The following is a 25,439-nucleotide window of genomic DNA, read 5'->3' on the forward strand; positions in this document are numbered from 1 at the left end:
CAGCCGTATGAACCCCACCCCCGACGCCGCCCTCGACGTCCTGACCATCGGCCGGGTCGGCGTCGACCTGTACCCGCTGCAGGACGCGACCCCGCTCGAGGAGGTGTCGACCTTCGGCAAGTACCTCGGCGGCAGCGCGACGAACGTCGCCGTCGCGGCGGCCCGGCACGGCCTCTCCTCCGCCGTGGTCACGCGCACCGGCGACGACCCCTTCGGCCGCTTCGTGAGCCAGGAGCTCACCCGCCTCGGCGTCGACGCCCGCTTCGTCGCGCCCCTGCCCGGCCGCAAGACGCCGATCACCTTCTGCGAGATCTACCCGCCCGACGACTTCCCGCTGTACTTCTACCGCGACCCGATCGCGCCCGACCTCCTCATCGAGGCCGCCGAGCTCGACCTCGACGCGATCCGCGACGCCCGCGTCTACTGGGCGACGGCGACGGGGCTCTCCGAGGAGCCGAGCCGCTCGGCGCACCTCGCCGCCTGGACCGCCCGCGGTCGCGCGCCGCTCACCGTGCTCGACCTCGACTACCGCGCGGTGTTCTGGGAGCACGAGCAGCTCGCCCGCGAGCAGGTGTCCGCCGCGCTCGAGCACGTCACCGTCGCCGTCGGCAACCTCGAGGAGTGCGACATCGCCGTGGGCGAGCGCGACCCCCAGCGGGCCGCCGACGCGCTCCTCGACCGCGGCGTCGAGCTCGCCGTGGTCAAGCAGGGGCCGCGCGGCGTCCTCGCGAAGACCCGTGACGAGACGGTCGAGGTGCCGCCGCACCTCGTCTCGGTCGTGAACGGCCTCGGCGCGGGCGACGGCTTCGGCGGCGCGCTGTGCCGCGGGCTGCTCGCGGGCGAGTCGCTCGACCGGGTCATCCGCTTCGCCAACGCGGCCGGCGCCATCGTCGCCGGCCGCCGCGAGTGCTCGACCGCCATGCCGACGACCGCCGAGGTCGAGACCGCGCTCGCCGCGGCCGCCGAGGGGAGCCGGGATGCCTGAGCCGACCATCGCCGCCGAGCCCGCCGCGGGCGGGCTGCCGCCCGAGTCCTACGCGGCGCTCCGCGAGGCGCGCGCCGCCGACCCCGACGCCATCGCCCGCGCGCTCGACGCGCGCCGCTCGCGCCAGCTGCTCCGCGGCGACCGCCGGCTGTTCATCGTCGCGGCCGACCACCCGGCCCGGGGCGCCCTCGGCGTCCGCGACGACGACTTCGCCATGGCCGACCGCTACCGCCTGCTCGACCGGCTCGCGATCGCCCTCCGCCACCCCGGCGTCGACGGTGTGCTCGGCACCCCGGACGTCATCGAGGACCTCGCCCTGCTCGGCCTCCTCGACGACAAGATCGTCGTCGGCTCGATGAACCGGGGCGGCCTGCGCGGTGCCGCGTTCGAGATGGACGACCGCTACACGGGCTACGACGTGCCGACGATGGTGCGCTCGCGGCTCGACTTCGGCAAGCTCCTGGTGCGGGTGAACCTCGAGGACCGGGCCACCGCGCCGACCCTGCAGGCCACCGCCGAGGCGGTCGGCCAGGCCGCCGCGGCCCGGCTGCCGATCATGCTCGAGCCCTTCATGAGCTCCTGGCGCGACGGGCGCATCGTCAACGACCTGAGCGCGGAGGCCGTGATCACCTCGATGGCGATCGCCTCCGGCCTCGGCACCAGCTCGGCGTACTCGTGGCTGAAGCTGCCCGTGGTGCCCGAGATGGAGCGCGTGATGGCCGCCTCCACCCTGCCGACCCTGCTACTCGGCGGCGACCCGCGCGAGCGCCCCGACGAGACGTACGCCTCGTGGGCCGACGCGCTCGAGCTGCCGGGCGTGCACGGGCTCGTCGTCGGCCGCACCCTGCTCTACCCGCCGGACGGCGACGTGCACCGGGCCATCGACACCGCGGCCCGCCTCGTGCACCCGGGAGGACTGGCATGAGCGCGCGCTGGCTGCACCGGCGCGGCGAGCTGGCCGAGGGGCCCTGGGAGTCCGTCGTCGACGACCGTGTCGAGGGCTGGAGCTGGACGGGCCTCCGAGTGGCCGAACTCGACGCCGACGCCGCGCTCGCCCTCCCCGCCGGCGGGCTCGAGCGCCTCGTCGTGCCGCTCGCCGGCAGCTTCGCGCTCGAACTGGAGCACGCCGACGGGCGGCGCGAGCGCCTCGATCTGCGCGGCCGCGACTCGGTCTTCGCCGGGCCGAGCGATGTCGCCTACCTCGGCGTCGGCACCGCCGCGACGCTCAGCGGCTCCGGCCGGGTGGCCGTCGCCGAGGCGCCGAGCGACGAGCGGCACCCCTCCCGGCGGATCGCCGCCGAGGAGGTGCCCGTCGAGCTCCGCGGCGCCGGGCGCTCGAGCCGGCAGGTGCACAACTTCGGCACGCCGGAGACGCTCGCGGCCGGCCGCTTCATCGTCTGCGAGGTGCTCACCCCGGCCGAGAACTGGTCGTCGTACCCGCCGCACAAGCACGACGAGCACGTGCCGGGCGCCGAGTCGCAGCTCGAGGAGATCTACTACTTCGAGGCGGCCGTGACCCGCGGCGCCGAGGCGCCGGCCGGCGCGGAGCCGTTCGGCCTGTTCTCCACCTCGAGCTCCCCGGCCGGCGAGATCGAGATCGACGGCCGGGTGGGCACGGGCGACATCGCGCTCGTCCCCTTCGGCTACCACGGGCCGGCGGTCGCCGCGCCCGGCTACGACCTGTACTACCTGAACGTCATGGCCGGCCCCGGGCCGGAGCGCGCCTGGCGGATCAGCGACGACCCCGCGCACGCGTGGGTGCGCGACAGCTGGGCGGGCCAGGAGCTCGACCCGCGACTGCCGTACCGCGCGCCCGCCTCGGAAGGAGCACGACCATGACCGCACGCAACGCCACCCGGCGGATGACCGTGAGCCAGGCCCTCGTCGAGTTCCTGGCCAATCAGTGGACCGTCGACGGCGACGTCCGCGAGCGCACCATCGCCGGCACCTTCGGCATCTTCGGCCACGGCAACATCGCCGGCGTCGCGCAGGCGCTGAAACAGCTCGCCCGCGAGGACCCGGCCCGCATGCCATACCACCAGGCGCGCAACGAGCAGGCGATGGTGCATCAGGCCGTCGGCTACGCGCGGATGCACCGCCGGCGCGCGACCTACGCGTGCACCGCCTCGGTCGGCCCCGGCGCGACGAACATGCTGACGGGGGCGGCCCTCGCCACCACCAACCGGCTGCCCGTGCTGCTGCTGCCCTCGGACACCTTCGCGACGCGCGTCGCCGACCCGGTGCTGCAGCAGCTCGAGCTGCCGCACGACGCGACGGTGTCGGTGAACGACGCGTTCCGCCCGCTCTCGCGCTTCTTCGACCGGGTGAGCCGCCCCGAGCAGCTCTTCTCGGCCGCGCTCGGCGCGATGCGCGTGCTGACCGACCCCGTGGAGACCGGCGCGGCCACGATCTCGCTCCCGGAGGACGTGCAGGCCGAGCTCATCGACGTGCCGCTCGAGTTCCTCCGCGAGCGGGAGTGGCACGTGCGCCGACCGCAGCCCGAGCCGGGCGAACTCGCCCGCGCCGTGGCGGCCATCCGCGGCGCGGCGGCGCCGCTCATCGTGGCCGGCGGCGGCGTGCTCTACTCCGACGCGGCCGAGGAGCTGCGCCGCTTCGCCGAGGCGACGGGCATCGCGGTCGCGACGACGCAGGCCGGCGTCGGCGCCCTGCCGTGGGACCACCCGCTCGCCGCGGGCTCGGTCGGCGCGACCGGCACCACGACCGCCAACCGGCTCGCCGCCGAGGCCGACCTGGTGATCGGCATCGGCACGAGGTACAGCGACTTCACGACCGCGTCGCGTTCGGCGTTCCAGCACCCCGGGGTGCGCTTCGTGAACCTCAACGTCGCGAGCTTCGACGCGCTGAAGCACGGCACCGAGCTGCCCCTCGTTGCCGACGCCAGGGCCGGCCTCGCCGCCCTCGGCGCCGAGCTGGCGGGCTACACCACCTCCGCCGGGTACCGCGGCGCGCTCGCCGAGGGCAAGGCGGCCTGGGACGGCGTGGTGGATGCCGCGTTCGCCCCGAGCGGTCGGCCGCGGCCCGCGCAGTCCGAGATCATCGGGGCCGTGCAGGCGGCGAGCGATCCCCGCGACGTCGTCGTCTGCGCCGCCGGCTCGCTGCCGGGCGACCTGCACAAGCTGTGGCGGGTGCGCGACGACCTCGGCTACCACGTCGAGTACGCGTACTCCTGCATGGGCTACGAGATCGCGGGCGGCCTCGGCGTGCGCCGCGGCGCCCCCGACCGCGACGTGATCGTCATGGTCGGCGACGGCTCGTACCTGATGATGCACACCGAGATCGTCACGGCGGTCGCCGAGGGGCTGAAGGTGATCATCGTGCTGATCCAGAACCACGGCTACGCCTCGATCGGCGCGCTCAGCGACACGGTCGGCACCGACCGCTACGGCACGCGCTACCGCTATCAGGATGCCGAGGCGAACGACGTCGACCCGGAGCGGGCACTGCCCGTCGACCTCGCGGCGAACGCGGCGAGCCTCGGCATCGACGTCGTCCGCATCGAGCCCGGCGCCGACGTCGTCGCGCAGCTGGGCGAGGCGGTGCGGGCGGCGAAGGCCTCGCCGACCGCGACGCTCATCCACGTCGAGAGCGATCCGCTCATCCCCGCGCCCGACGGCGGCGGCTGGTGGGACGTGCCCGTCGCGGCCGTCTCGGAGCTGTCGAGCACGCAGCGCGCCCGCGCGGCGTACGAGGCGGCCCGCGAGGCGCAGCGCCCGCTCGTCTGAGCCCGCGCGACCGAATCATCGGGGCGCCCGGCGCCCCAGTCGAGAGGAGAACCATGTCCACCGTCCCCGTGACCCGGGTGCTGGCCGACGCCGAGGCCGTCGCCGAGTTCGTCGCCGAACGCATCGCCGACGGCATCGAGCGCGCCCGCGAGGCCGGCGCCGACTACGTGCTCGGCTGCCCGAGCGGCCGCACGCCGCTGCCGACGTACCGCGCGCTCGCGCGCCTCGTCCGCGAGCGCGGGCTCGCCATCTCGCACGTGCGCATCGCCCTGATGGACGACTACGTGGTCGAGACCGAGTCGGGCTTCCGCAACGTCGACCTCGAGGCGCACAACAGCTGCCGCCGCTTCGTCCGCGACGAGGTGGTCGGCCCGCTGAACGCGGCCGCGGCCGACGAGGGGATGCCGGAGGACCGGCTGCTCCAGCCGGATCCGGCGAACCCCGAGGCGTACGACGAACTGCTGCGCGAGGCGGGCGGCATCGACTGCTTCCTGCTCGCGAGCGGTGCCGGCGACGGGCACGTGGCCTTCAACCCGCCCGGTTCGGCCCGCGACAGCGGCAGCCGGATCGTGCGGCTGGCCGAGCAGACCCGCATCGACAACCTGGGCACCTTCCCCGAGTTCGGCTCGCTCGACGCGGTGCCGAGCCACGGGCTCACGGTCGGCATCGGCACGATCGCGGAGCTCTCCCGCAGCGCGGTGATGATCATCACGACAGCGGAGAAGCGCGAGGCGTTCGAGCGCATCTCGACCGCTGCGGCGTACGACCCGGAGTGGCCCGCGACCGTCGTCGCGGAGTGCGCCGACGCGCTCGTCGTGGCCGATCGCGCCGCCGCCGGAGTGCGCGAGTAGGCGGCGCGCCATCCCGTTCGATGGCTTTGTATTGTCAAATTGACATTCTGACATCACTGGTCGAGGATGGGACTGCGCTCGCGCACCTCCCCCGATTCAAGGACGCATCATGACCGCACCCTCTGCCGATCGACCCGGCACCGTGCTGCTCGACGTCGCCGACGTGCTGCGGCAGCCGCTGCCCGGCGAGTACCTCGATCGGGTCGTCGACGTGCCTGCGGGCACGGGGGAGCTGCGGGTCGAGCTCGACTACGACAAGGTCACCGACCGCTTCCAGCTCTACGCCGCGCTCATCGACCCCGACGGCGTGTTCCGCGGGCACGTGCAGTGCCCCGGCGGCCCGGGCCCGCGCGAGCTGCGCTTCACCGTCGGTGAGCGGCACGCGAGCCCCGGCGCCATCGCGGGGCCCATCCCCGCGGGGGCCTGGACCCTCCGGATCGACCTCGACCGCTTCCGCGAGGACGGCCCCTATGCGCTGCGGCTCATCGCGGTGCCGGGAGAGTCCGGAGCGCCGACGGCGGCGCCCGACGCCGAGGGGCGGACCGAGGCATCCGCCGCGCCGGCCTCCGGTGCCGAGCCCGCGAGCGCGCCGAGCTGGCTCCGCGGCGAGCTGCACTGCCACTCGGTGCACAGCGACGGGCGCGACGGGGTCGACGCCATCGTCGCCGAGGCGCGCCACCGCGGCTTCGACTTCCTCGCGCTCAGCGACCACTTCACCTGGAGCCACTGGGGGCCGCTCGCCGAGGCCGCGACCGCGGCCGGCGGGCCGATCGTGCTGCCCTCGATCGAGGTCACCACGCACCGCGGCCACGGCAACGCCCACGGCCTACGCGAGTGGGTCGACGTGTACGTCGACGGCCCCGGGCGGGGCGCGGGCGAACTCGTCCGCGAGGTCCACGCGCAGGGTGGGCTGTTCGGCGTCAACCACCCCTTCAGCGGCCAGCAGGCCTGGCGGCGCGCCGACGTGCCGTGGGCCGAGGTCGACCTGCTCGAGGTCGTGAACCAGGGGCAGGACGCCAACAACGACGCCGCCATCGGCCTCTGGGACCGCCTGCTCGCCGAGGGCCACGACATCGCCCCCGTCGCCGGCACCGACTGCCACGAGCTCGGCGACCCCGCCCAGCGCCTCGGCCAGGTGGTCACCGCCGTGCGGGTCGCCGAGCGCAGCGCCGAGGGCCTGCTCGACGGGCTCCGCCGCGCCGCCACCGTCGTCACCCGCGGCGCGGAGCTCGAGCTGCGGCTGCGCAGCGAGGGCCGGGAGGCCGGCCTCGGCGAGCACCTCGAGCTCGGGGCGGGCCCCGTCGAGCTCGAGATCGACTTCCGCATCGACGTGCCCTGCGCCCTGTTCGTGCTGCGCGACGGCCTGATGTGGTTCCAGGGCGACGTCGAGCCCGAGCAGTCGCGGCTCGTCGTCGTCGACGAGGAGCCCGTCGCCGCGGCGTACCGCGTCGAGCTGCACCGCCGCTCCGACGACCCGCGGCACTGGGCGTCCGCCTGGCGCTCGCACGAGTCCTTCGAAGCCCTCACGAGCTTCGTCCGCACTGTCCATCGCACCACCAGTCACACGCACGAAGGAGAATCATGAAGCACGGCAGGAAGTTCGCCGCGGTCGGCATCGCCGCCGTCTCGGCGTCGCTCGTCCTCAGCGGCTGCAGCGCCATCGTCGGCGGCCAGCCCGCGGGCGGCGACGACTCGGCCGAGTCCGGCACCGTCGTCGTCTACGCGGCGCACGGCCCCGAGGTGACCGACCCCATCATCGCCGCGTTCGAGAAGGCGTACCCCGACATCTCGGTCTCGCTCACCGCGAGCCCCGGCACGGGCGAGCTCATCAGCCGCGTCGAGAGCGAGATGAAGAACCCGCTCGGCGACGTCGCCTGGGGCGGCTCGAGCGAGAACTACGCGGCCGCGTCCGAGGGCGCCTTCGCCGCGGTCGAGCTCGAGAACGACGAGGCCACCGTCGTCACCGACCCCGAGCACAAGTGGCACGCCACCGACGCGCTCTTCCAGGCCATCGCGGTGAACACCGAGCGCGTCACCGACGCGTCGAGCTACCCCGAGAGCTTCGAGGACCTGGCCGACCCGAAGTGGCGCGAGGCGGGCCAGATCGCCTTCGCGAACCCGCGCTCCTCGGGCACCTCCTACTCGCTGCTCGCCGCCATGGTGACCGCGCACGACTGGGACTTCCTCGACGGTTTCCTGCCGAACGCGAAGGTCGTCGACGGCAGCTCGCAGATGTTCGACGGCGTGCGCACCGGCGAGTACGCGCTCGGCTTCATCAACGAGGACCTCGGCGCGACCTGGGTCGCCGAGGGCGCCCCGCTCGAGCTCATCTACCCGAGCGACGTCGTGTCGAACCAGATCGGCGTCGCCGCCGTGATCGAGGGCGCGAAGCACCCGAAGGCCGCCGAGACCTTCGTGAACTACCTCATGTCGAAGGAGGCGCAGCAGCTCATGGTCGACGAGGTCGGCCGCCGCTCCGCGCGCACCGACGTCGCCCCGCCCGCCGGGCTGCCCGCCGCCGACGAGCTGAACCTCGCCGCTCCGGACCCCAAGGTCTTCGCGACCGACAAGGACGCCGTGCTCGCCCGCTTCGACGAGAAGCTCGCGAGCGCCAAGTAATCCATCCCCGAGGCCGGGTCGACGCGACGCGTCGGCCCGGCCGGAAACGGTGCCACCATGCCTAGCAACGACCTGCGGGAACGCGTCGAACCGCTCGAGGAGACGCTCGCGCCGCCCGCACCCGTCCCCGTCAAGCGCCGCGCGAGCCGTCGCCCCGGCGTCTGGCTCCTCGTCGCGCTCGGGCTGCTCCTGCTGCTCGCCTCGACGATCGTGCTCCCGCAGCTGCGGCTCGTCGGCGAGGCGTTCACGGACGACGGCGGCTTCTCGTTCGCGAACTTCATCGAGTTCTTCACGACGCCGAGGTTCCAGGAAGCCATCCTGAACTCCCTCGTCGTCGCGGTCGTCGCGGGCGTGCTCGCCTGCGCCGTCGCGGTGCCGGCGGCCTACGTGCTCGCGCAGTTCGACCTGCCGGGCCGCAACGGCTTCCTCACCCTCGCCACGATGGCGACGGTGTCGCCGCCGTTCCTCGGCGCCTACGCGTGGGTGCTGCTGCTCGGCCGCGGCGGCATCCTCACCACCCAGCTGCGGGCGTGGGGCATCGAGCTGCCGTTCGACACCATCATCGGGCCCGGCGGCATCGTCTGGGTGACCGTCTGGGCCACCCAGGCCCTCGTCTTCCTGCTCGCCTACGACGCGTTCCGGGCGATCGACCCGAGCCTCGACGAGGCCTCCTCGAGCGTCGGCGCCGGCCCCTGGCGCACCCGCCTGCGGATCGTGCTGCCGATGGCGGTGCCGGCACTTGTGACCGGGTTCTACATGTCGAGCATGAAGATCTTCACCGACTTCGGCACGCCGCTCATCATCGGCGGCGGCACCCCCATGCTGCCCACCGCGGTGTACTACGAGTTCCTCTCCGAGGTCTCGACGAACCCGGCCATCGCTTCGGCCGGCAGCCTCGTCATGCTCGGCGTCGCCTGCATCGCCCTCGCCCTGCAGCAGTGGGCGCTGCGCCGCCGCACCTACGCCTCGGTGTCGAGCCGGCGCCGTCCGCTCCAGCCGGTGCGCGGTGTGAAGAAGGGCCTCATGATCGCGTACCTGGGCGTCGTCTTCGGCCTCTCCTTCGTGCCGCACCTCGTCGTCGTCGGCACGAGCCTGCTCACCTGGAAGGCGGGCATCCTGAAGTGGATCCCCACCTTCGACAACTACGTGCGGCTCTTCGACGAGAACCTCGAGGTCATCCTGATGAGCCTGCTGCTCGCGGGCATCGCCTGCGTGCTCTGCGTCATCGTCGCCGTGCTCGTCGCGTACCTCACCGTGCGCCGCCGCTACACGGTCATCAGCCCCGCGCTGAACGTCATCACGATGGTGCCGTACATCATCCCGGGCACCGTGCTCGCGATCGGCCTCATCCTCGCCTTCGGCAGCGGGCCGCTGATCCTCACCGGCACGGCGACGATCCTCGTGCTGGCGTACTTCATCCGCCGCATCCCGTACGTGACCAAGTCGATCGAGGCCGCGCTCACGCAGGTGCACCCGGCCCTTGAGGAGGCGGCCATGAGCGTCGGCGCGAAGCCCATGCGCGCCTTCCGGCAGATCACGGTGCCGCTCGTGCGGCCCGCGATCGTGTCCGGCGGCACCGTCGGCTTCCTGCAGATGGTCACCGAGCTGAGCGCCACGGTGATGCTGTACTCGGTGCCGTTCATCACGATGACCGTCGTCATCTTCACGAACGCGATGCAGCCGGCGAGCCCCTTCGGCGTCGCCTCCGCCATGACCGTCGTGCTGATGCTGGCCGTCTACATCCCGCTGTACTTCGTGCGGCGCAAGTTCGCCTCGGTCACGAGCGTCTAAAGAAAGCGAGAGAGCAATGGAACGTGGCAACGGAGTCGCCGTCGGCGTCGAGGCCATCAGCAAGGAGTTCCCGGGGCACGTCGCGCTGAAGGGCGTCGACCTCGAGATCGAGGCGCGCTCGTTCACGACGCTGCTGGGGCCCTCGGGCTGCGGCAAGACGACGCTGCTGCGCATCCTCGCGGGCTTCGAGACCGCGACGAGCGGCCGGGTCACCTTCGACGGGCGCGACATCGCGCGGATGCCGTCGTGGAAGCGCAACATCGGCTTCGTCTTCCAGAACTATGCGCTCTGGCCGCACATGAGCATCCGCGACAACATCGCCTACGGGCTGAAGCTGCGCAAGCTCGGCAAGGAGCAGATCGCCGAGCGGGTCGCCGAGTCGCTGCGGATGGTCGGCCTCGACGGCCGCGCCGAGGCGTTCCCGGGCCAGCTCTCCGGCGGGCAGCAGCAGCGCGTCGCCATCGCCCGCGCCCTCGCGCTCCGGCCGAACGTGCTGCTCCTCGACGAGCCGCTGTCGAACCTCGACGCGAAGATGCGCATCGGCATGCGCCAGGAGCTGCTGCGCCTGCAGCGCGAGGTCGGCATCACCGCGGTCTACGTGACGCACGACCAGGAGGAGGCGCTCGAGATGAGCGACCAGGTCGCGGTCATGCACGACGGCCGCATCGACCAGGTCGGCTCGCCGCAGGCGATCTACGAGACCCCGGAGACGGCGTTCGTCGCCTCCTTCATCGGCCACGTGACCCTCCTCGGCGGCGTGAGCGACGGCGCCGGCGGCTTCCGCCCCGACCTGCCGATCGCCGGCACCCTGCCCGCGTTCAGCGGTGCGCTCCCGAACGGCCGGGCGCAGCTCGTGCTCCGGCCCGAGGACCTCGACCTCGTCGACGACGTCGAGCAGGCGCACCTCCGCGGCACCCTGGTGCGCTCGAGCTACCACGGCCGCGGCTACCGGTCCGCGCTGCGGCTGGCCGACGGCACGATGTGCGAGGTCGACCACCGCCGTCCGGTGGCGGCCGGCACGGGCGAGGAGGCCGGCATCCGCGTCGGCGCAGCCGCCCTCGTCCCCGAGTCGGACGACTACTATCGCGAAGCGGCGCCCGAGGCCGAGGCGGCCGAGGAGCTCGTCGCCGCACCGGCCGCGTGAGCGACCGCAGGAAGAAGGAGCAGCAGATGCGCATCGGTTCGGCCCCCGTCAGCTTCGGCATCCACGGCGGGGCGGATGTCTCCAAGCTCGCCGCGACCCCGCGCGAGCTCGTCGCGGCGATGGCGGCCGCCGGCTACACCGGCTCGGAGCTCGGCCCGCCCGGGTTCTTCGGCACCCCCGAGCAGACCGCGACCCTGTTCGCCGACCACGGCCTCGCCGTGCTCGGCGCCTACGTGCCGCTGCACCTCAGCCAGCCGGACGAGGTCATGGCGGCCGACCTCGAGGGCATGCGCCGCACGCTCGAGGAGCTGGCCGCGGCCGGCGGCGAGGGGCTCGCCATCCTCGCCGACGAGGGCGACGAGGCGATCATCGCGCACCCGTTCCGCCCGAACGCCGAGCGCGGCCTCGACGCCGCGCAGTGGGACCTCGCGCTCGAGCGCCTCGCCGCGGCCGAGGAACTGGCCCGCCAGGCCGGCCTGCGCACGAGCTTCCACCCGCACTTCGGCACCTACGTGGAGCAGGCGCCCGAGATCGACGTGCTGCTCCAGCGCACCGGCATCGGCCTCTGCCTCGACACCGGCCACTTCGTGCTCGGCGGCGCCGACCCGGTCGCGTACCTGCGCGAGTGGGGCCACCGCGTGAACCACGTGCACGTGAAGGACGTCCGCCCCGCCGTGCTCGAGGCCGCGAAGGCCTCGGGCAACGAGCGCATCGACGACTGGTGGGACGAGGTCTCGGTGCCGCTCGGCACCGGCGACGGGCCGCTCGAGGAGTTCCTCGCCGAGATCCGCCGCAGCGACTACGACGGCTGGCTCGTCGTCGAGCAGGACGGCGCGCCCGCGACCGCCGAGACCTGGGACCGCATCGTCGGCGACCAGCGGCACAACCACGACTGGATCGCCGAGCGGCTCGGCCGATGACCGAGGCCGTGCTCGCCCTCGACGTCGGGGGCACGAAGGCGCACGGCGCGCTCGTCGACCGCGAGTACCGGCTGCTCGACGAGGGCTTCGCGCGGACCGCCGGGCGCGACCCCGGCCTCGCGGCGACGCTCGGCCTCGCCGCCGAGCTGCTCGAGCGGGCCCGGAACACCGGCACGGCGGTGCGCGCCGTCGTCGCCGGCTTCCCCGAGTACGTCTCGAACGAGGGCGTCGTGACCGCGCACGAGGTGCTCGACTGGACCGTGCAGCCCGGCGAGGCGCTCGCCGGGCTCGCGGGCGGCGTGCCGGTTCGCATCGCGAGCGACGTGAAGGCGGGCGCGCTCGGCGAGCTCGCCCTCGGCCGCGGGCGGGAACACGACGGCTTCGTCTACGTGTCGCTCGGCACCGGCATCTCGACCGCGATCGTGCTCGACCGCACGCTCCACGATGGCGTGCGCGGCGAGGCGATCGGCTTCGGCGAGTGGTCGGTGCCCGCCGAGCTCGACCCCGAGTGGCGCGGCAACCTCGAGGGCTTCGCCTCCGGCTCCGGCATCGCGGCCCGCTACCTCGCCCGCACCGGCACCGAGCTCGCCGAGGGCGGCGCGCGCGGCGTGCTCCAGGCGGATGCCTCGGGCGACCCCGTCGCCGCCGAGATCGTCGACACCGCCGCCGTCGCGATCGGGCGCGCCATCGCGCAGCTCGTCTCGCTGCTCGACCCGCCCGCGATCGTGCTGGCGGGCGGCCTCGGCTCCGCGGACACCCGGCTGGCCCGAGGCATCCGCACCGAGTACGAGCGCGTCGCATCGCGCCGGCCGTCCCCGCCGCCGCTGCTGTCGAGCGGCGTGCCCACGAACCCCGGACTCCTGGGCGCCGCCGCGCTCGCCTGGGAGCTCGCCACCGCCTCCGAGGCCGCACCGCCGCCCGCGGCCGGCCCGGCATCACGAGAAGAGAGAACCGCATGACCGCACCCGTCCGCATCGCCGTGATCGGCGCAGGCACCATCACCCAGTCGGTGCACCTGCCGAGCCTCGCGCGCGCCGGCTACGAGATCGCCGTCGTCTGCGACCTGTCGCCGTCGCGCGTCGCCGAGGTCACCGGACGCACCGGCATCCGCGGCACCACCTCCCCGGCCGAGGCGATCGCCGCGCCCGAGGTCGAGGCGGTGCTCATCGCCACGCCCGGCTCGCACGCGCAGCTCGCGCTCGCCGCCATCCGCGCCGGCAAGCACGTGCTCGCCGAGAAGCCGCTCGCGCTCACCATCGCCGAGATCGAGGAGCTCGAGGCGGCGGCCGCGGAGGCCGGCGTCGTCGCGCAGGTCGGCTACATGAAGATGTACGACCCGCTCACCGAGCGGGCGCGCGCGGAGCTCGCCGAGCTCGACGACGTGCGCCTGGTGCGCATCACCGTCGCCCACCCCGACGACCTGCCGCAGGTCGACCACCTGCGGATGACGCCGCCGCAGCCCGACGCCGACCTCGCCGAGATCGAGCGGGCGCAGGCGTACGAGGCCGAGCAGTCGGCGATCGCCCTGCCCGGCGCTTCGGAGGCGGTGCAGCGCTACTACCGGAACGTGCTGAACGGCTCGGTCGTGCACGAGCTGAGCCTGCTGCGCGCCCTCGGTCTGGAGCTGCCCGAGACGTGGACCGCCGAGGCGTTCCCCAGCCTCGAGGGCAGCGCGCCGGCCTCGCTCATCGCGACCGCCGCCGTCGGCGACGTGCGCTACGTCCTGAGCTGGAACTGGCTGCCCGAGTACCCCGAGTACGACGAGGAGCTGAAGGTGCTCGCCTCGAACGGCCGCCTCGAGTACCACCTCGCGAAGCCGTACCTGCTCGAGGAGCGCAGCCGCCTCCGCGTCGAGCGGAACGTCGGGCTCGAGCGCCGCGACACGAGCTACGCCGACGGCTACGAGACGGGCTTCCTTCGCCAGCTCGACGCCTTCGCCCGCTCCATCCGCCACGACGAGCCCGTCGTCTCGGACTTCGCCGGCGCCAAGCGCGACGTGCGCAGCCTGCAGGCGCTCGCGAAGGCCGTCGCGGCCGCCCGCGGCGAGACGGTCCGCACGGAGTCCGACGCGGCCTGAGGCCAGCCCCCCTCGACGGGCTCGGGGAACCACGCGTGGTTCCCCGAGCCCGTCGTTCGGCTGGCCCGCTGAGCCCGTCGAAGCGTTGGTCCGCTGAGCTCGTCGAAGCGTTGGTTCGCTGAGCCCGTCGAAGCGTTGGCCCGCTGAGCCTGTCGAAGCGCCCCCTCGACGGGCTCGGGGAACCAAGATGGTTCGCTGAGCCCGTCGAAGCGCGGGGGCCGCTTTTACTTCTGCACGAGCGTGACGTCGAAGGAGTAGAGGTCGGGGCGGTAGCAGTGCGTGCCGAGCTCCACCGCCCGCCCGGAGTCGTCGAAGACGGTCCGCGAGGCGGTGAGCACCGGGGCGCCGTCCTCGAGCTCCAGCAGCTCGCTCTCGTCGGCGCTCGCACGGCGGGCGCCGATGCGCTGTCGGGCGACGCGCATGGTCGTGCCGCGGGAGCGCAGCACCTGGTAGAGCCCGTAGCTCTGCAGTGCCGCCGTGTCGAGATCGAGGTAGTCGGCGGGCAGCACGTTGTCGAGCACCGCGACGGGCACCCCGTCGGCGGAGCGCAGCCGGCGCAGGTGCAGCGTGTCGCTGCCGAGCGGCACGGCGAGCGCCTCGGCGACCGCCGCGCTCGCCGGCAGCGTCTCGCGGGAGAGCAGCGCGGTCGTGGGCACCTGGCCGCCGCGGATGAGGTCGTCGAAGAGGCTCGTGAGTTCGAGCCCGCGCGTCACCTGCCCCTGCACGACCTGCGTCCCGATGCCGCGCCGGCGGACGAGCAGGCCCTTGTCGACGACCTCCTGGATGGCCCGGCGGATCGTCGGCCGGGAGATGCCGAGCCGCTCGCTGAGGGCGATCTCGTTCTCGATGCGGGACCCGGCGGGCAGGGCGTGCGAGGTGATCGCCGATTCGATGCGCTCGGCGACCTGGTAATACAGCGGGACGGGGCTCGAACGATCGAGGTCCATGAACAGCTCGGGCGGGAACGGGGCGTCGCCCACCGTCGTCGTCTCTGCCACGTCATCCTCCGAGCCTGGATATGTCAAGACAAATATAGATGCTCGGAGCGGCATCCGCCCGGGTTTTCCGCGGCGGGGCGGGGCGGCTGGGCGGGGTGGGGCGCGCGGGCCGCGCCCCACCCCGCCGGCGCCTACGGGGCGGTGACGGCCTCGGCGTCGGCCTTCGCCGGCGCGAGATCGCCCGTCTCGTCCTCGAGACGCGGCACGGGGCGCCGGAAGCCGCGGGTCGCGACGGCGAGCACCACCACGCCGAGCACGAGCCAGGCGCCGCCGATGAGGAAGGCGGTGTCGTGCAGCTGCGAGAACAGCGCCAGATCGATCGCGGCGCCCGCGATCGGCACGAGCGAGAGCAGGCTCGAGGCCCAGCCGGCGCGCTGCGCGCGCGCGCGCCAGATCCAGGCCAGGAAGGCGGTGTTCACCAGGGCGAAGGCGAGGAAGGCGCCGAAGTTGATCAGGGCGGTGGCCTGGGCGATGTCGAGCAGCATGCCGATCATCCCGATGCCGGCGATGAGCAGGATGTTGACCCACGGCACCCGGAACGCGTTCAGCCGCCCGAAGAGCCCGCGCGGCAGCACCCCGTCGCGGCCGATGACGTAGAGCAACCGGCTCGACGTCGCCTGGATGGCGAGGCCCGAGCCGAAGGCGGCGATGATGCCGACGAGGTTGATCACGTTCGCGAGCTGCTCGCCGCCCGCCGCGACGAGCAGCGAGTAGCCGGCGATGTCCGGGTTGTCGAAGTCGCCGCCCGGGTGCGCGAGCTGCATCACGAAGGAGACGCCGACGAAGATCGCGCCGCCGATGAGCACGACGAGGATGATCCCGAGCGGGATGTTGCGGCGCGGGTTCCTGGTCTCCTCGCTGAGCGTCGACACGGCGTCGAAGCCGAGGAACGAGTAGGCGGCGACGGCCGCCGCCGCCGCGACGGCGAGGATCGAGGCATCCGCTCCCCAGAACGCGTCCGCCGGTGCGGCCGCGGGGCTCGCGCCGCTCACCACGAAGCCGATGATGACGGCCGTGGTCGTGGCGACGAGCGCCATCGCCGCGATGGTGAGCCACGTGTTCACCCGGTCGGCGAGCGTGATGCCCAGCAGGTTCACGATGGTGGTGGGCACGATGTTCACGAGCACCCACACCCAGAGCGGCACGCTCGGGAACTGCGCGTTGAGGTACACCGACTGGATGAGCCAGGCCACCATCGGCAGGAACAGGTAGTCGAGCAGGATCACCCAGCCCGCGAGGAATCCCGCGTGGCGGCCGAGCAGCCGGCCGACGTAGCTGTACGAGGAGCCGGAGCTCGGGTAGGCGCGGGCGAGCATCGCGTAGGACACCGCGGTGAGGCCCATGGCGACGGTCGCCACGAGGTACGCGGTCGGGGCCGCGCCGCCGCTCGTCGACGACACCACGCCGAACGTCGAGGTGACGATGCCGGGCGCCATGTACGCCAGGCCGAAGAACACGACGCCGGCGAGGCCGAGGCGGCGCAGCAGCCGGCGGGGGTCGGGCGCCGCGGCGGGCGTCGAGGTGGGGGATGGGGCGGTCACGGGCGGTTCTCCTTCGAACGGGGGTGCCAGTTCGACGGCTCGATGCGGCCGTCGTAGAGGGGGAGGGCGACGGGGGCGTCGCCCTCGTGGAACTGCGACCAGGGTCGGGAGACCCCGGCGGTGCCGCGATCGCGGGTGAGCTCGGTGAGGCCGAAGTCGACGACGACGGTCAGCACCTCCTCGGATGCGTCGGGCGAGGCGGCCCGCACCGAGCCGGTGGGGTCGACGACGAGGGACCGGCCGCGGCCGGTGGGCGCGGCCGCGTTGACGGAGGCGATCCACAGCTGGTTCATGACGGCGTTGCCGCGCACGATTGCGAGCTCCTGCTCGCGGTCGCTCGTCGCGGTCTGCACGAGGTTCAGGATGACGTCGGCTCCGAGCCAGGCGAGGTGCCGCGCGTGCTCGGGGAACCAGATGTCGTAGCAGACGGACAGCCCCATCCGCCCGATCCCGGGAAGCTCGAACACCTCGAAGCGGTCGCCGGGCGCCGCGGTCTCGAGGGGGCGCCACGGGAAGATCTTGCGGTAGCCGGCGACGCGCTCCCCGCTCGGGGCGAACACGAGCGCCGTGTTGTGCACGGCGCCCGTCTCGCCGCGTTCGTAGATCGTGCCGGGAGCGAGCCAGACGCCCAGCTCGCGGGCGAGCTCGCCGAGCGCGGCGAGGCGCGGGTCGTCGAGCGGGCGGGCGGATGCCTCGATGCCCTCGGCGGTGTCGGCCGGGTCGAGGTGCAGCTCGGGGAATGCCCAGAACTCGGCCGTCGGATTGCGTCGCACGAGCGCTCGCAGGCGCTCGCCGAACTCCCCGACCTCGAACCGGGGCGCCGCCGCAAGCTGGGCGAGCGCGACCGTCAGACTCCGCGTCATCGCAGACCTCCATTTATTCGTCAAAGTTTGAAGAATGAATATACGGGCTGTCAAGCGTTCGTCAAAAGAACGTGGAAGAATTGCGGCATGGCGCGACCACGGAACCAGGCGCAGCGACGGAGCGAACTCGTCGCCGTGACCTCCCGGCTGCTCATCGAGCGGGGCGCCGCGGCCGCCCGGCTCACCGACATCGCCGACGCCGCGAAGCTCACGCCCGCCTCGGTGTCCTACTACTACCCGGAACTCCCCGCGCTCTACGCCGAGACCTACGAGACCGCGGCGCTCGAGTACATCGCCCGGCGCCGCGAACGCGTCGCGCTCGCCGAGGGCGCGCCGGCCCGACTCGCCGAGTGCCTGCGGCTCGGCATCCCGATCGCGGGCGAACCGTCGTTCGACGCGACCGTGCTCCTCATCGAGCTCGGCGCCCAGTGCGTGCGCGACCAGGGCTTCGAGGCCCCGGCGACCGAGTTCGAGCGGGCCCAGCTCGAGCTCTTCGAGGAGATCGTGCGCGACGGCCTCGACGCCGGCGACTTCCGCACCGAGCTCCCGCCCGGGCGCGTCGCCCGCCTGCTGCTCGCCGCGGAGGACGGGCTCGCCGGGCCGGTGATCACCGGTCGGCTCACGAGCGGCGAGGCGCTCGAGACCATCCTGAGCCTCGGAGCGGCGCTCCTCGGGGCCGTGCTGCCGGTGCCCGCGGGGGTCGCCCGGTGATCACCCCCATCGAACTCGACGGCGGCATCGAGCTGCGGGCGATCGCCGCCGGAGACGGGGCCGCGCTCGCCGCGGCCTACGCGCGCAACCGGGCGCACCTCGCCCCGTGGGAGCCGGAGCGCACGCCCGAGTTCTTCAGCGCCTCCGTGCAGGAACGCGAAGCGGTCGCGAGCGTGCGCCGCCTCGCCGAGGGCACTGCGATCCCGCTCGTGCTCGTCGAGCGCGGCGACGACGGCGACGACCCGGGCGGCGAGCGCATCGTCGGCCGGGTGAACCTCAGCGACGTCGTGCGCGGCGTGTTCCTGAACGCGCACCTCGGCTACTGGATCGACGCCGAGCGGCAGGGGCGCGGACTCGCGACCGCCGCCGTCGGCGGCGCGCTGCACTTCGCCCGCCGCGCCGGCCTGCACCGGGTGCAGGCCGGCACCCTCGTGCACAACGCCGCCTCGCAGACGGTGCTCCAACGCAACGGCTTCACGCGCATCGGGCTCGCCCCGCGGTACCTCCGCATCGCGGGGGAGTGGCAGGACCACGTGCTCTTCCAGCGGCTCCTCGACGACTGACGCCACTGGCCTGGTACCGTCGAGGCAGCGCCCGCACGGGCGCGGGAGGACCCCATGATCGAGCTGCTGACGAACCTGCTGCGCTTCCTCGCGGCCGCGTTCGAGCTCGGCGCGGCCGCGAACGGCCAGCTGAGCGTGCTGCTCCTCGGCGTCGTCGGCGCCGCGGCGGTCGCCGTCGTCGTGCTCTCGGTCCGCGCGCTGCCCGCGCTCGTCGCGGCCGATCCGGCGGGCGCGGCCACCAGGCTCCGGCAGACCGCCGACCCCTGGCGACTCCTCTCGCAGTCCGACCCCGACGCCCCCGGGCGGGCGCGTCCCAGGGCGCCGGGACTGGCGGCCTCGGCCGCCTGACCCGCACGCCACCGCGCCCCGGCGCGAGCTGCGGCCCCGCGGCCAGACGGAACCCCGTTCCGCGCGCGACGATCGTCGCGCCGACCGCTAGGACGCCTCAGTGGACCTCTACGCCTTTCCGCCCATCGCCGCCGTCATCGACGGCGCCTACACCCTGCTCATGGGGCTCGCCGGATTCCTCGAGCCCCTCCTCGGCGGAGCCGCCGCCGCGGCCTCCGTCGTGCTCGTCACCCTCCTCGTGCGCGCCGCGCTCATCCCCGTCGGCGTCGCGCTCGCGAAGGGCGAGCAGACCCGCGCCAGGATCGCCCCGAAGCTGCAGGAGCTGCAGCGGAAGCACGCGAACAACCCGGAGCGGCTGCAGCGCGAGTTCCGCGCGCTCTACGCCGAGGAGGGCACGAGCCCGTTCGCGGGCTGCCTGCCGATGCTCGTGCAGGCGCCCGTCGTCGGCATCATCTACGCGCTGTTCATCCTGCCGGTGGTGAACGGGCACCCGAACCTGCTGCTCGACCAGACGCTCCTCGGCGTCCCGCTCGGGCACAGCCTCGTCGGCACGATCGCGGCCGGCGTGCCGCAGCCGCTCGAGCTGCTCGTCTTCGCCGGGCTCGTCGTCGCGATCGCCGCGGTCGGCTTCCTGACGCTGCGGGCGGCGCGCCCCGGCGGGCCGCTCGCGGTGCCCCGGCCGGCCACGAGCGCCGCGCCGGTGCCCGCCGCGCCCGGCGCTCCGGCGATGCCGGACCTGTCGAAGGCGCTCCTGCCGCTGCATTTCCTCACCGCGGGCATCGCGATGTTCGTGCCGCTCGCGGCGGGGCTGTACCTGCTGACGACGGTCGCCTGGACGCTCGTGCAGCGGCTCGTGCTGCGCCGCCGCTACCCGCTCGGCTGACCCCTTTCCGACTGGGGAGGCTCAGGCGGGGTCGGCGGCGAGCTCGACGAAGCGGCGCAGCAGGCGCTGCGGCTCGGTGACGGATGCCGCGCCGAGCCGCAGCTCGACCTCGCGCAGCTCGCTCGCCGGGAAATAGCCGTGGTGCCGGTACACCCGCGCCCGCGCGACGAAGTCGGCCGTGGACACCTCGGGGTGGAACTGCGTCGCGTAGACGTGCTCGCCGACGCGGTACAGCTGCACGGGGCATCCGGCCGAGCCGGCGAGGAGCACCGCCTCGCCGGGCAGCTGCTCCGTCGCCTCCTTATGGCCGACGAGCGCGTCGAAGCGCTCGGAGAGCACGCCCGCGAGCCGGTCGGCGCGGCCGGCCTCGGTGAGCGCGAGCTCGACGGCGGCGGCGTCCTCGCCGAAGCGGGTGCCGACCGTGCCGCCGAGCAGCCGGGTGAGCACGCCGATGCCGTAGCAGGTGAACATGACGTGCCGGTCGCCCGCGAGCGCCCACTCGGCGAGCCGGGCGAGATCGTCCTCGACGCGGCGCTGCATCGCGCCCTTGCGCTCCTCGGGGGTGGTCACGTTGAACGGGCTGCCGCCGACGACGATGCCCGCGAAGTCGCCGAGCACGAGCTGCGACAGGGGCTCCACGTCGAGGCGGAGGTGCTCGAGTCGTGCGGCGTCGAGACCCATGGCCCGTCGCACGGCCTCGTACTCGGGGCCGACCGCCTCGGCCTCGGGCCGCGCCGAGAGGAAGAGGAAGGGGCGGGTCATGTCGTCCATCGTCTCCCGGGAGGCCGGGTGGGCGCCACTCGGTGACGAGGGCTCAGCGCTTGCGCCCGCGGTTCGGGCGGCCGCGCCCCGAGGCCCCGCGCCCGGAACCGCCGCCGCGCCCGGACCCGCCGCGCCCGGGCGTCCCGCGACCCTGGCCGCCGCCGCGCCCCGCGCCGGGCTTCCCGGCGGTGCCGCCGCCGTCGCCGCGCCCGCGCTCGCGGTGCCGCTCGGAGCCGCCGCGCTCCGCCGTCGCCTCGCCCTCCGCGCCGCGCGAGCTGCGCGCGGTGCGGCCGCGCACGACGCCGACGAACTCCTGCACCGTCTCGTCGTCGCGCTCGACGCGCCAGACGAGCGCGATGCGGGTGGTCGGCGCGCCCTCGAGCGGCAGCGCGACGACGTCGCGCCGATGGTGCAACCGGGCGATCGCGTGCGGCACGACGGCGTAGCCGGTGCCCGCGGCGACGAGCTCGATGGTCATGGCCGGGTCGGGCTGCACGGGGGCGAGCGGCTCGCCCTCGAGCTCGGCGAGCGAGAGCGCCTCGGCGTCGGCGAAGGGATGCCCCTTCTCGAGCACGACGACGGGCTGCTCCTCCCAGAGCGGGATGACGTGCAGGCCGGCGTCGTCGACGGGCAGCCGCACGAAGGCGAGGTCGACCTCGCCGGCGAGCAGCCGGTCGAGCTGCGCGGGCTCGTCGACCCGCACGGCCTCGAGCGGGAGCTCCGGGTGCCGCTCGGCCCACGCGCGCAGCCACTTCGCCGGGCTCACCCCGGCGACGTAGTCGAGTCGCAGCGTCATCCGTCTCAGGCTACCGTCGGCTACGGTTGCAGGGTGAGCGAGAACCAGCCGAGCCGCGCCAAGGCGCAGACCATGAAGCCCGAGACCGCGGCGAAGAAGCTCGGCATCCTGCTGTCGGCGGCGCCCGCCGAGTTCCAGGAGGGCGTCGTCTCCCGCGACGAGCTGGCCGCGCTGCAGGCCGACCCGCCGGAGTGGCTGCGCACCCTCCGCGCCGAGGGCCCGCACCCGCGCGGCGTCGTCGCCGCCAAGCTCGGGGTCTCGAACTCCGGCCTCGCCCGCGGCGGCGTGACCGACCCGCTGACGACCGCCGAGATCAAGGCGCTGCTCGCCGCACCGCCCGCCTGGCTCGTGCAGGAGCGGGCCACGCAGGCCGCCGTGCGCGCCGAGAAGGCCCGCATCGCCGACCGCGACCGCGAGCGCGCCGCGCGCGCCGCCGAGCAGGACTGACGACGCGGCGCTCCGCCGGCTAGCTCCCGCCCGCCGGCCGCGTCCCTTCGCGGATGTGCGTGAGCACCGCCGTGCGCACGCGGGAGAACTCCGCGGTGGCGCGCGTCGCCAACTGGTCGCGGGCGGCGCCGAGCTCCACGTCGAGCACCTCCACGACCCGGGCCGGGGACTGCGCCAGCACGACGATGCGGTCGCTCAGGTACACCGCCTCGTCCACGTCGTGCGTGACGATCACGACGCTGAGGCCGAGGGTCCGGCGCAGCTCCAGCACGAGGTCCTCGAGCTCCAGGCGGGTCTGCGCGTCGACGGAGGCGAACGGCTCGTCCATGATCAGGATGGGTGCGCCGTAGGCGAGGGCCCGGGCGATCGCCACCCGCTGCTGCATCCCGCCAGAGAGCTGCCAGGGGTAGCGGGACGCGGCGTGGCCGAGGCCGACCTGCGCGAGCGCCGCATCGGCCAGGGCGTCGCGCTCGCTCCGTCCGACGCCCCGACCCTGGAGCGGGAACGCGACGTTGTCCAGCGCCGTCATCCAGGGCATGAGCGAGCGGCTGTAGTCCTGGAAGACGAGTCCGATCTCGCGCGGCGGCCCGCTCACGCGTGCCTCGTCGAGCCGGACCTCGCCCGCGCGCGGCTGGAGCAGCCCCGACAGGCAGCGCAGCAGCGTCGTCTTGCCGACCCCCGAGGGGCCGACGATGCAGACGATCTCGCCGCCGGCGACGGTCAGCTCGACGTCCGCGAAGACGGGTGCCGAGGCGCCGTAGGCCATCGTGAGCCCGTCGACGTGCAGGGTGGGCGGTGCCGCGGTGGTGGTCATCCGCGCGCTCCTCTCTCTTCGGTCGACCCGTCGAGCGGGCCGTGGTGCCAGTGCAGGGCGCGGCGCTCGACGGCGAGCATCGCGAGGTTGAGCAGGTAGCCGACGACGCCGAGCACGATCGTGCCCGCCCAGGTGCCGACGATGTCGAAGCTCCGCCCGGACTGCAACACGGAGAAGCCGATGCCCTGCGTCGCCGCGTACATCTCCGACACGACGAGCACGGTCACGCCGAGCGAGAGCGCGATCGCCACCCCGGCCAGGATCTGCGGCAGCGCGGCGGGCAGGATGACCCGGCGGATCCGGAGCCCGAGCGGGATCTGGAAGGCGCGGGCCACGTCGACGGCGTTCGCCTCGAGCCCGCGCACGCCGTCGACCGTGTTGAGCAGGATCGGCCAGACGGCGGCGAGCGCCACGATGGCGATCTTCGGCTCGGCGCCGAGGCCGAGCAGCGCCACGAGCAGGGGGATGAGCGCGACCTTCGGCGTCGCGCGGAGCAGCTGCAGCGCCGGATCGACGACCCGGTGGGCGAGCTCGGACATGCCGAGCAGGAGGCCGATCGAGACGCCGGCCACGGCGCCGATCGCGAGCCCCGCGAGCAGGTTGCCGAGGGAGTAGGCGAGGTGACCGAGCAGCGGGCCGTCGACGAATCCGCGCGCGATCGCGGCGAGCACCTCGCCGAGCGGCGGGAAGTACAGCGACGGCGCCAGCGCGGTCGCCACGAGGAGCACGGCGACGAGGAGCGCGACGAGCCAGAGCTCGCCGAGGACGCGGCGGACGGGATGGGCCCGGCGCATCAGCCGACCTCCGCCGGGCGCCAGCGGGTGAGTGACCGTTCTGCAGCGACCGCGAGCACATTGCAGGCGAGGCCGAGGAGCGCGGCGAGCAGCACGTACGCGAACATCAGGGCCATCGCGCCCGACCGCTCGGCGATCGCGATGCGCTCGCCGAGACCGGTCGACTGGATGATGGTCTCCGTGCCGATCGTGACGACGACGGCCATCGCGAGCGCGATGCGAAGGCCCGTGCCGATCATGGGCAGGGCCTGCGGCAGCAGCACTCGGCGCACGACGAGGGGGCGCGGCACCCGGTACGCGCGGACGACGTCCCGCAGTTGCGGGTGCAGCCCGGCGACGCCGAGCCTGGTCTGCACGAGGAACGGCCAGACGCAGGCGGTGACGACGATGACGACGGTCAGCGGGAACCCGGTGCCGAGCAGGAGGATGCACACGGGCAGCAGCCCGAACACCGGCATGGCGCGGGCGAGCTCGACGAGGAGTCGGGTCGCCCGCGCGACGGCCGGCAGCAGCCCGAGCAGCGTGCCGAGCGCGACCCCGAGCACTCCGGCGATCGCGAGGCCCGTGAGCGCGGCGCCGAGGGTCGCACCGACCGCCGCCCACGTCTCCGCGCGGAGCGGTAGCCCGGCGAGGGCGACGCCGATGTCGGCGAGCGGCGGGAGCAGCTCGGCGGCGGGGCTCCACGGCGCCCGGGAGAGCTCCCAGAGCCCGGCGAGCAGCAGCACGAGCGCGAGCCGCCACCCCCAGACGAGTCGCCGGGTGCGCGCGCCGGCCGTCGCGACCGGCCGGCCGGTGGCGAGAGCGGTCGCGGTCATGATCCCTCGCGCAGGAGCTCGGCGAGCTCGACGCCGCGGTCGATGAAGCCGTAGTCGAGCATCGCGTCCGCGAGCCGGCCCACGACCTCCGGCTCGATCGTCATGCCGAACTCGATGAGCTCGGTGGCCTCGAGGTCCTCGGCCGAGAGCTCGGTGACCTCGTCGAGCACCGCGCGGACGGCGTCCGGGTGCTCGTTCGCATAGGCGTAGGCCTCGGCCATGGCCGCGGTGTAGGCGTCGATCACGGCGGGGTTCTGCTCCGCGTACGCGCTCGTGGCGACCCAGGCGACGGCGGGGGCGCCGGCGAAGTCGGCGGAGTACGGGTTCTCGAGCCGGACGCCGTCGACGCTCGAGGAGAACGGGCTGACCTGGTAGATCGCGTCGACCTGGCCGCTCGCGAGCGACTGGTTCATCGCCGAGTAGGGGATCTCCACGAACTGGGTCTTCGACGAGTCGCCGCCGTCCTCGTCGATCGCGATCCGCAGCAGCAGCTCCGTGGTGTTGCGGAGGCCGTTGATCGCGATGGTCGCGCCGGTGAGGTCGGCCGGGGAGTCGAAGCCGGAGCCCGCGCCGACGTAGATGCCGCTGTTCGCGTCCTCGTCCATCCCGGAGATGCCGCCGACGATCCGGGCGTCGATCCCGCGGCTGGCGGCGGTGATCGTGGCGACGCCGCTGGAGCCGGCGAGCTGCGCGGAGCCGTTCGCCAGCGCCGCGAGCGCGGCGTCGGCGGTGGTTCCGCGCTGGATGGTGACGTCGAGGCCGTGCTCGGCGTAGAAGCCCTGCGCCTCGGCGACGTAGTTCGCCTCGAAGTAGACGGGGGCGACGAGCACCGTGATCGCGACCGGGGCGTCGGGGTCGGGGACGAGCGGCTCGGCGGCGGGGGCCGCGCAGCCGGCGAGGGCTGCGAGGAGGGCCGAGGCGGCGAGGGCGGCCGTGAGGACGGCGGCGGGGCGGTGGCGGTGGGCGTGCATGTG

General features: G+C 74.0%; 26 protein-coding genes. 17 read left to right on the forward strand and 9 right to left on the reverse strand.

The genetic code is table 11. From position 1 onward, the window contains the following. Positions 1-7: 7 nt before the first annotated feature. The 12 genes from iolC (at position 8) to IEY71_RS02110 (ending at position 14,130) form a co-directional block, all read left to right on the forward strand. The gene (iolC, locus tag IEY71_RS02055) at positions 8-985 is read left to right on the forward strand and encodes a 5-dehydro-2-deoxygluconokinase (RefSeq protein ID WP_189083645.1); all 978 of its coding nucleotides are present in this window, start codon (positions 8-10) and stop codon (positions 983-985) included. Next, the gene (locus IEY71_RS02060) at positions 978-1,910 is read left to right on the forward strand and encodes a Cgl0159 family (beta/alpha)8-fold protein (RefSeq protein ID WP_189083646.1); all 933 of its coding nucleotides are present in this window, start codon (positions 978-980) and stop codon (positions 1,908-1,910) included. Before iolC ends, IEY71_RS02060 begins: the two co-directional genes overlap by 8 nt. After that, positions 1,907-2,824: a 5-deoxy-glucuronate isomerase gene (iolB, locus tag IEY71_RS02065; protein ID WP_189083647.1), complete on the forward strand. Its 918-nt coding sequence runs from the start codon at positions 1,907-1,909 to the stop codon at positions 2,822-2,824. The genes IEY71_RS02060 and iolB overlap by 4 nt, the downstream gene beginning before the upstream one ends. Further along, positions 2,821-4,728 carry a 3D-(3,5/4)-trihydroxycyclohexane-1,2-dione acylhydrolase (decyclizing) gene (iolD, locus tag IEY71_RS02070; RefSeq protein WP_229781488.1) on the forward strand — a complete coding sequence of 636 codons (1,908 nt, stop codon included), beginning with the start codon at positions 2,821-2,823 and terminating at the stop codon, positions 4,726-4,728. Before iolB ends, iolD begins: the two co-directional genes overlap by 4 nt. Before the next feature lie 53 nt (positions 4,729-4,781). Beyond that, on the forward strand, positions 4,782-5,579 hold the full coding sequence (locus IEY71_RS02075) for a 6-phosphogluconolactonase (RefSeq protein WP_189083648.1): 798 nt from the start codon (positions 4,782-4,784) through the stop codon (positions 5,577-5,579). Between the two features lie 109 nt (positions 5,580-5,688). Continuing rightward, positions 5,689-7,164, forward strand: coding sequence for a CehA/McbA family metallohydrolase (locus IEY71_RS02080; RefSeq protein WP_189083649.1), 1,476 nt, complete (start codon positions 5,689-5,691; stop codon positions 7,162-7,164). After that, entirely contained in the window at positions 7,161-8,198 is a 1,038-nt protein-coding gene (locus tag IEY71_RS02085) for an extracellular solute-binding protein (protein WP_189083650.1), read from the forward strand. The genes IEY71_RS02080 and IEY71_RS02085 overlap by 4 nt, the downstream gene beginning before the upstream one ends. Positions 8,199-8,255: 57 nt before the next feature. Next, positions 8,256-9,989 (forward strand): ABC transporter permease, encoded by a 1,734-nt coding sequence (locus tag IEY71_RS02090; RefSeq protein ID WP_189083651.1) that lies wholly within the window; start codon positions 8,256-8,258, stop codon positions 9,987-9,989. Positions 9,990-10,005: 16 nt separating this feature from the next. After that, entirely contained in the window at positions 10,006-11,133 is a 1,128-nt protein-coding gene (locus tag IEY71_RS02095; RefSeq protein WP_189083652.1) for an ABC transporter ATP-binding protein, read from the forward strand. Positions 11,134-11,159: 26 nt separating this feature from the next. Beyond that, positions 11,160-12,053 (forward strand): TIM barrel protein, encoded by an 894-nt coding sequence (locus tag IEY71_RS02100; RefSeq protein ID WP_189083653.1) that lies wholly within the window; start codon positions 11,160-11,162, stop codon positions 12,051-12,053. Beyond that, positions 12,050-13,012, forward strand: coding sequence for an ROK family protein (locus IEY71_RS02105; protein WP_189083654.1), 963 nt, complete (start codon positions 12,050-12,052; stop codon positions 13,010-13,012). The genes IEY71_RS02100 and IEY71_RS02105 overlap by 4 nt, the downstream gene beginning before the upstream one ends. Then, complete coding sequence (locus IEY71_RS02110; RefSeq protein ID WP_189083655.1) at positions 13,009-14,130, forward strand: Gfo/Idh/MocA family protein; 1,122 nt, start codon at positions 13,009-13,011, stop codon at positions 14,128-14,130. Before IEY71_RS02105 ends, IEY71_RS02110 begins: the two co-directional genes overlap by 4 nt. Before the next feature lie 224 nt (positions 14,131-14,354). Here the strand turns inward: IEY71_RS02110 and IEY71_RS02115 are convergent, their stop codons facing one another. The 3 genes from IEY71_RS02115 to IEY71_RS02125 form a co-directional block, all read right to left on the reverse strand. Next, entirely contained in the window at positions 14,355-15,077 is a 723-nt protein-coding gene (locus IEY71_RS02115) for a GntR family transcriptional regulator (RefSeq protein ID WP_229781620.1), read from the reverse strand. 182 nt (positions 15,078-15,259) lie between these two features. Then, the gene (locus IEY71_RS02120; protein WP_229781489.1) at positions 15,260-16,669 is read right to left on the reverse strand and encodes an APC family permease; all 1,410 of its coding nucleotides are present in this window, start codon (positions 16,667-16,669) and stop codon (positions 15,260-15,262) included. Then, the gene (locus IEY71_RS02125; protein WP_189083657.1) at positions 16,666-17,532 is read right to left on the reverse strand and encodes a carbon-nitrogen hydrolase family protein; all 867 of its coding nucleotides are present in this window, start codon (positions 17,530-17,532) and stop codon (positions 16,666-16,668) included. Before IEY71_RS02125 ends, IEY71_RS02120 begins: the two co-directional genes overlap by 4 nt. 87 nt (positions 17,533-17,619) lie before the next feature. Between IEY71_RS02125 and IEY71_RS02130 the strand changes: the two genes are divergently transcribed. The 4 genes from IEY71_RS02130 to IEY71_RS02145 all read left to right on the forward strand — a co-directional run bounded on the left by IEY71_RS02130 (position 17,620) and on the right by IEY71_RS02145 (position 20,037). Continuing rightward, complete coding sequence (locus IEY71_RS02130) at positions 17,620-18,243, forward strand: TetR/AcrR family transcriptional regulator (RefSeq protein WP_189083658.1); 624 nt, start codon at positions 17,620-17,622, stop codon at positions 18,241-18,243. Next, a complete protein-coding gene (locus IEY71_RS02135; RefSeq protein ID WP_308426113.1) occupies positions 18,240-18,806 on the forward strand; it encodes a GNAT family N-acetyltransferase in 567 nt (188 codons plus the stop codon). Before IEY71_RS02130 ends, IEY71_RS02135 begins: the two co-directional genes overlap by 4 nt. 54 nt (positions 18,807-18,860) lie before the next feature. Beyond that, positions 18,861-19,154, forward strand: coding sequence for a DUF6412 domain-containing protein (locus IEY71_RS02140; RefSeq protein ID WP_189083659.1), 294 nt, complete (start codon positions 18,861-18,863; stop codon positions 19,152-19,154). Between the two features lie 100 nt (positions 19,155-19,254). Then, positions 19,255-20,037, forward strand: a complete 783-nt coding sequence (locus IEY71_RS02145) for a YidC/Oxa1 family membrane protein insertase (protein ID WP_189083660.1) — start codon at positions 19,255-19,257, stop codon at positions 20,035-20,037. A 21-nt stretch (positions 20,038-20,058) separates the two neighbouring features. Here IEY71_RS02145 and IEY71_RS02150 read toward each other — a convergent pair whose 3' ends face one another. Together IEY71_RS02150 and IEY71_RS02155 are read right to left on the reverse strand one after the other, a co-directional pair. Continuing rightward, a complete protein-coding gene (locus IEY71_RS02150; RefSeq protein ID WP_189083661.1) occupies positions 20,059-20,799 on the reverse strand; it encodes a glutamine amidotransferase in 741 nt (246 codons plus the stop codon). A 52-nt stretch (positions 20,800-20,851) separates the two neighbouring features. Further along, a complete protein-coding gene (locus tag IEY71_RS02155; protein WP_189083662.1) occupies positions 20,852-21,595 on the reverse strand; it encodes a LysR family transcriptional regulator substrate-binding protein in 744 nt (247 codons plus the stop codon). Positions 21,596-21,667: 72 nt separating this feature from the next. Here IEY71_RS02155 and IEY71_RS02160 point away from each other — a divergent pair, with 72 nt between their 5' ends. Next, positions 21,668-22,042: a DUF5997 family protein gene (locus tag IEY71_RS02160; RefSeq protein ID WP_189085035.1), complete on the forward strand. Its 375-nt coding sequence runs from the start codon at positions 21,668-21,670 to the stop codon at positions 22,040-22,042. A 19-nt stretch (positions 22,043-22,061) separates the two neighbouring features. Here the strand turns inward: IEY71_RS02160 and IEY71_RS02165 are convergent, their stop codons facing one another. The 4 genes from IEY71_RS02165 to IEY71_RS02180 are packed head-to-tail and all read right to left on the reverse strand — an operon-like array spanning position 22,062 to position 25,436. After that, positions 22,062-22,856: an ABC transporter ATP-binding protein gene (locus tag IEY71_RS02165; protein WP_189083663.1), complete on the reverse strand. Its 795-nt coding sequence runs from the start codon at positions 22,854-22,856 to the stop codon at positions 22,062-22,064. After that, a complete protein-coding gene (locus IEY71_RS02170; protein WP_189083664.1) occupies positions 22,853-23,650 on the reverse strand; it encodes an ABC transporter permease in 798 nt (265 codons plus the stop codon). The genes IEY71_RS02165 and IEY71_RS02170 overlap by 4 nt, the downstream gene beginning before the upstream one ends. Next, on the reverse strand, positions 23,650-24,465 hold the full coding sequence (locus IEY71_RS02175) for an ABC transporter permease (RefSeq protein ID WP_189083665.1): 816 nt from the start codon (positions 24,463-24,465) through the stop codon (positions 23,650-23,652). The genes IEY71_RS02170 and IEY71_RS02175 overlap by 1 nt, the downstream gene beginning before the upstream one ends. Further along, positions 24,462-25,436: an ABC transporter substrate-binding protein gene (locus IEY71_RS02180; protein ID WP_189083666.1), complete on the reverse strand. Its 975-nt coding sequence runs from the start codon at positions 25,434-25,436 to the stop codon at positions 24,462-24,464. Before IEY71_RS02180 ends, IEY71_RS02175 begins: the two co-directional genes overlap by 4 nt. Between the last annotated feature and the right edge of the window lie 3 nt (positions 25,437-25,439).

Origin of the sequence: Agromyces mediolanus (assembly GCF_014648575.1) — a bacterium.
Lineage (GTDB): Bacteria > Actinomycetota > Actinomycetes > Actinomycetales > Microbacteriaceae > Agromyces > Agromyces mediolanus.